The sequence below is a fragment of the Variovorax sp. 01T439_2 genome, assembly GCF_056398445.1.
This window is the reverse complement of sequence record NZ_JBFTPJ010000314.1, coordinates 1-5873: the sequence shown is the minus strand read 5'-3', so window position 1 is coordinate 5873 and position 5873 is coordinate 1. Positions and strand designations below refer to the sequence as shown.

Genomic DNA, 5873 nt, shown 5'->3' with positions numbered 1-5873 from the left:
GCGGAGGCCTTTGTGCGCCCGGCCTGCTGCACCGCGAGTGCGAGCGCGCCCGCCACCACGCCCCAGAAGGCCGAGCCGATGCCCGCGATGGCCACGCCCGAGAGCGTCACCAGGAAGGTGATGACCGCGGCCTCGCGGTGCGGCTCGTCGCGCACCGCGGCGGCCAGCCCGCTGCCGATGGTGCCCAGCAGCGCCAGGCCGGCAATGGCGGCGACCAGTTCCTTCGGAAAGGCCGTGAGCAGCCCGGTGACCGCCGCGCCGAAGAAGGCGATCACCACATAGAGCGCGCCGCAGCTCACCGCGGCCGTGTATCGGCGCGCCGGGTCTTCGTGCGCCTCGCGGCCCATGCAGATGGCGGCGGTGATCGCGCCCAGGTTCAGGGCAAAGGCACCGAAGGGCGCGAGCACCAGCGTGGCGAGGCCGGTTGCCGTGATGATCTTGCTGATCGGCAGGTCGCCGTAGCCTGCGGCGCGGATGGTCGCCACGCCCGGCAGGTTCTGCGAGGCCATGGTGACGATGAAGAGCGGCAGCGCCAGGCTCACGATGGCCTGCCAGCTGAACACCGGCATGGTGAACACCGGCCAGGTGAGCGAGAACTGCACCGCGGACACGCTCATCTCGCCGCGCGCGGCCGCAAAGGCAACGGCCGCCAGCAGCGTGAGCGGCACCGCATAGCGCGGCAGCAGGCGCCTGGCCACCAGGTAGGTGCCGAGCATCAGCAGCACCAGCGGCAGCGCGGTTCTCGCGGCGATGAAGGCGTCGAGCCCGAAGCGCGCGAGCACCCCGGCCAGCAGCGCGGCGGCAATGGCCATCGGGATCCGGTTCATCACGCGCTCGAACCATCCCGTGGCGCCCGCCAGCACGACCAGCACCGCGCAGGCGATGAAGGCGCCGACCGCCTCGCCCATGCCATAGCTGCCGGCCGCCACGGCGAGCACCGCGGCGCCCGGCGTGCTCCAGGCGATCATCACCGGCTTGCGCCACCACAGCGACAGCACGATGGACGGCAGGCCCATGCCGATGCCCAGCGCCCACATCCACGAGGCCGCAAGCTCGGGCGTGGCGCCGAAGGCCTGCGCGGCCTGGAACACGATGGCCACCGAGCTCGTGAAGCCCACGAGCACCGCGACGAAGCCCGCAGTGAAGGCCGAGAGGCTCAGATCCTTGAAAAAACGCATCGGGCGATTGTGCCGGGGACGCCGCGGCGCCGCCCAGCCGACGGTTCCGCCGGCGCCCTCAAGGATTGTCGACAATTTCCATTAAGTTACGTCGACAATCGGCACGAGAATTGCTGCAGTACTGCCGTGCTTTCCGCCATGCGCCGCCATGGCCCCCACGCTGGAGAACCCATGAACACGCCTGCTTCGCCCGATGCCCCCCCATCGCCGCATCCTTCCACGCCCGCCGAGGTGGTCGACGAATTYCTTCGCCTCGTGATGATTCCCGACCCGCAATCGGCGTCGCGCTTCACCGCGCCCGACATCCGCATCCGCTTCACCGGCAACCGCGAGATGCAGACACCCGGCGACACCTCGGCCTTCAATGCGAAGCGCTACGCCTGGGTGAAGAAGAAGATCGAGCGCACCGAAGTGGTGGCCGGCGGCACGCCCGAGGAAACCGTGGTCTACAGCCTCGGCACGCTCTACGGCGCCTGGCCCGACGGCACTGCCTTCGAAGGCAACCGCTATGTCGACCGCTACGTGGTGCGCCACGGCCTCATCAGCCGCATGGACGTGTGGAACGACAGCGCCGAATGGCTGCTGGTGCGCGCCGGGCTGGCGGTGCTGTGAGGCCGCGCGCATGACCGCACGCTGGCCCGAGCGGCTTCCCACGCACGGCCGCTTCGGCTACAGCGCGATCACGCGGCGGCCCGACTACGCCTGGCCGAACGGCGCGCGGCTGGCCGTGTACATCGGCTTCAACATCGAGCATTTCGCGTTCGGCGACGGGCTGGGCGCCTGCATCGGCCCGGCCTCGCCGCAGCCCGACGTGCTGAACCACGGCTGGCGCGAATACGGCAACCGCGTGGGCGCCTGGCGCTGCCTCGAGCTGTTCGATGCACTGGCGCTGCCGGCGGGCGCGCTTGTCAACACCGCTCTCTACGACCACTGCCCGGAACTGGTCGAGGCCTGCGTGGCGCGCGGCGACGAGCTGATCGGCCACGGCCACAGCAATGCGGAGCGGCAGGGCGCATGGGACGAGGCGCACGAACGCGCCTTGCTCTCGGGCTGCCGCGAGCGCATGCAGCGCGAAAGCGGCCAGGCGCCGGCCGGATGGCTGTCGCCATGGATCTCCGAAAGCGCCGTCACGCCCGACCTGCTGGCCGAGACCGGCTACGGCTACACGCTCAACTGGTGCCACGATGACCAGCCGGTGCGCATGCGCACGCGCGGCGGCGGCTCGATCTGGTCGGTGCCCTATCCGCAGGAGCTCAACGACATTCCGATGATCGTGGGCCGACTCATGGACGCCAGGGACTTCAGCGCGATGGTGGTCGACAACTTCGACGAGATGCGCGAGCAGTCGCGCGCGCAGCCGCTGGTGATGGGGCTCGCGCTGCATCCCTACATCGTGGGGCAGCCCTATCGGCTGCGCCACCTGCGCACCGCGCTCGCGCACCTGGCCCGCGCGCGCGACCGCGGCGACATCTGGTTCACCACGCCCGGGGCGATCGCATCGCACATGCAGCGGCTTGCGGCGGACCGGCCCGCGGACTTTGCATAAGCCCCGGCACGCGCCGCACGCGCTCGATAATGGGCCGGTTCCCCCATCGACTGCGCCATGCCCCGTTCTTCTTCGCCGCCCAAGCCCGCCACCGCGCCGCGATCCACCCGGCGCAAGCTGCCGCCCACCGACGGCGCCGCGGCGAAGAATGACGACCACGGCGACATCGAGGAACGCATCTACCGCTCGGTCTTCGAAGGCGTGACCAGCCAGCGCCTCGCGCCCGGCACCAAGCTGCCGGAGGCGTCGCTCTGCGATCTGTTCGGCGTGAGCCGCGCGCTGGTGCGCAAGGTGCTGCAGCGGCTCGCGCACGACCACATCGTGGAGCTGCGGCCGAACCGCGGCGCCATCGTCGCTATGCCCTCGCCCGAGGAGACGCGGCAGATCTTCGAGGCGCGCCGCGCGCTCGAGGCCGCGCTGGTGCGCATGGCGGTGCGCAATGCCACGCGTGCCGAAGTCGCCGAGCTGCGGCGCCACCTGAAGCAGGAGCATGCGGCGATGCACCGCTATGCGCAGCCCGAGTGGGCGCGCCTGGCCAGCACCTTTCACCTGCGTGTGGCGAAGCTCGCGCGCAACCCGATCCTGGAGCGCTACCTGAGCGAGCTCATGTCGCGCTGCTCGCTGATCGTGGCGCTCTACGAGCCGCCCGGCAATGCATCGTGCGAACACGGCGAGCATGCGGACGTGGTCGATGCCATTGCGCGCGGCGATGCGGACGAGGCCGTGCGCCTGATGGAAGCGCACCTCCTGGTGCTCGAGAAGAACATCGCGCTCGACCGGCCCGCTTCCGGGCGCAGCCTGGGCCAGATGCTGGGACTGGGCTGAGCGGCGGCGGGCGGCCTGCCGCGGCAGGGCCCGTCGCCATCCTCATCAGATCTCGATCTTCGAGCCCAGCTCGACCACCGCGTTGTTCGGCAGCCCCAGGAATGCGGCGGCGCCGCTCGCGTTGTGGTGCATCTGCGCGAACAGCTTCTCGCGCCACGGCGCCATGCCGCTGCCCAGCGTGGGAATGACGACGTCGCGCGAGAGGAAGTAGCTCGTCGTCATGGGCTCGAGCTGGCAGCCGCGCATGCGCGCGTTGTCGAGCGCGCGCGGCAGGTCGATGTCGTTCTTGAAGCCGTAGTGCACGGTGACCTGCCAGCAGTGATGGCCGAGCGCCTCGATCTCGATGCGCTTGTCCATCGGTATCCAGGGCACTTCGTGGTTGCGCACGGTCACGAACATGTTCTGCTCGTGCAGCACCTTGTTGTGCTTGAGGTTGTGCAGCAGCGCATTGGGCACCACGCCGGGTTCGGCGGTGAGGAACACCGCGGTGCCGTCCACGCGCGCGGGCGGGCTCTCGAACACCGAATCGAGAAAGGCCTTCAGCTCGATGGCGTCGGCGCGCTGCACCTCGCCCATCAGCCGGCGGCCTTCCTTCCAGGTGATCATCAGCGTGAACACGGCGCCGCCGATCACCAGCGGGAACCAGCCGCCCTCGAACAGCTTGAGCAGGTTCGAGGCGAAGAACAGGAAGTCGACCACGAAGAACATCGCGGTCGATGCAATGCACAGCGCCAGCGGCAGCTTCCAGGCGTAGCGGATCACGAAGAAGGTCAGGATCGTGGTGATCAGCATGTCGGTGGTCACGGCGATGCCATAGGCCGCGGCCAGGCTGCTCGACGAGCGGAACATGACCACCGCCAGCACGATGGCCACGAACAGCCCCCAGTTGACCAGCGGAATGTAGATCTGCCCCGCCGTGCGCACGCTCGTGTGCTCGATGTTCAGGCGCGGCAGGTAGCCCAGCTGGATGACCTGGCGCGTGACGCTGAAGGCACCCGTGATGAGCGCCTGCGACGCGATGACGGTGGCCGCCGTGGCCAGCAGCACCAGCGGAACGAGCGCCCATTCGGGCGCCATCATGAAGAAGGGGTTCTTCACGGCCTCGGGGTTCGCCAGCAGCAGCGCGCCCTGGCCGAAGTAGTTGAGCGTGAGCGCCGGCATCACGACCGTGAACCAGGCCACGCGGATCGGCCGCTTGCCGAAGTGGCCCAGGTCGGCGTAGAGCGCCTCGGCGCCCGTCACGCACAGCACCGTGGCGCCCAGCAGGATGAAGCTGGTGCCCGGGTTGTCCCACATGAACTTCAGCGCGAACCAGGGGTTCAGAGACTTGAGGATTTCAGGGTGGTGCAGGATCTGCGACACGCCGAGCACCGCAATGGCCAGGAACCACGCGAGCGTGATGGGCCCGAAGAACTTGCCGATGCCCGCCGTGCCGCGCTTTTGCACCACGAAGAGGCCGAACAGCACCACCAGCGTGACCGGCAGCACATAGTGCTTGAAGTGGGGCGACACCACTTCGAGGCCCTCGACCGCCGAAAGCACCGAGATGGCCGGCGTGATGACGCCGTCGCCATAGAAGAGCGAGGTGCCGAAGATGCCCACCAGCAGCAGCACGTGGCGCAGCCTGGGCTTGTCGGCCACCGCGCGCGAGGCCAGCGCCAGCATGGCGACCAGGCCGCCCTCGCCTTCGTTGTCGGCGCGCAGCACCAGCACCACGTACTTGATCGACACGATGACGGTGAGCGTCCAGAAGAACATCGACAGGATGCCGTAGACGTTTTCGACAGTGAACGGCAGGTGGCCGTGGCCGAACACTTCCTTGACTGCATACAGCACGCTGGTGCCGATGTCGCCATAGACGACACCGATGGCGCCGATGATCAAGGCGGCGGCGGAAGTGGATTTGGGAGGTGACACGAAGTCGATGGGAAAAAGGGAGGCTGCCCGCGCGTAACCAGACGTCACACGCACCGAGATGCTGCCGCGGTGGAATTTCCAGCCGCCGCGCGCACCCCTCCGCCCTTTTGTTTCCTTTGCTGTGGGGCCGCTATTTTGCCGCCGACCGGGGCCCGCGCAAGCCGCCCCGGAAAATCATTCGTAGATTTCGGCGTCCGGATCGGTGGCTTCCATCTCGTAGCTCGCGGCCACCATGGCCAGGCGGCCCACCACGCCATACATGTAGAAGCGGTTCGGGGCGCTCGCGCCGGGCTTGGCGCCGGGCTGCGGCAGGTGCGCGCTTTCGGAGAACGCCAGCGGCACGAAGCTCGCGCCCGGGAGCTTGAGGTTCTCGTCGGGCGCACGCTCGGCATGCACGCGGTAGAAGC

At 68.8% G+C, this 5873-nt stretch carries 6 protein-coding genes; 3 read left to right on the top strand and 3 right to left on the bottom strand.

What is annotated here, in order from left to right; all coding sequences use genetic code 11:
- Window positions 1–1178 (bottom strand): benzoate/H(+) symporter BenE family transporter (locus AC1DOC_RS16175; RefSeq protein ID WP_478130080.1); only part of this gene is annotated, 1178 nt, incomplete at its 3' end.
- A gap of 171 nt (window positions 1179–1349) precedes the next feature.
- On the opposite strand from AC1DOC_RS16175, the gene AC1DOC_RS16170 reads away from it, so the two are divergent.
- From AC1DOC_RS16170 to AC1DOC_RS16160, 3 genes are read left to right on the top strand one after another with little or no spacing between them, the layout of a single operon-like run.
- Entirely contained in the window at window positions 1350–1790 is a 441-nt protein-coding gene (locus AC1DOC_RS16170; RefSeq protein WP_478079719.1) for a nuclear transport factor 2 family protein, read from the top strand.
- A 10-nt stretch (window positions 1791–1800) separates the two neighbouring features.
- Entirely contained in the window at window positions 1801–2724 is a 924-nt protein-coding gene (locus AC1DOC_RS16165) for a polysaccharide deacetylase family protein (protein WP_436299357.1), read from the top strand.
- Between the two features lie 57 nt (window positions 2725–2781).
- Window positions 2782–3549 (top strand): GntR family transcriptional regulator, encoded by a 768-nt coding sequence (locus AC1DOC_RS16160; RefSeq protein ID WP_478079720.1) that lies wholly within the window; start codon window positions 2782–2784, stop codon window positions 3547–3549.
- A 45-nt stretch (window positions 3550–3594) separates the two neighbouring features.
- Here AC1DOC_RS16160 and AC1DOC_RS16155 read toward each other — a convergent pair whose 3' ends face one another.
- Together AC1DOC_RS16155 and AC1DOC_RS16150 are read right to left on the bottom strand one after the other, a co-directional pair.
- Entirely contained in the window at window positions 3595–5466 is a 1872-nt protein-coding gene (locus AC1DOC_RS16155) for a potassium transporter Kup (protein ID WP_026283919.1), read from the bottom strand.
- Window positions 5467–5640: 174 nt separating this feature from the next.
- A partial coding sequence (locus tag AC1DOC_RS16150) for a glutamate--cysteine ligase (protein WP_478130079.1) occupies window positions 5641–5873 on the bottom strand: 233 nt, incomplete at its 5' end.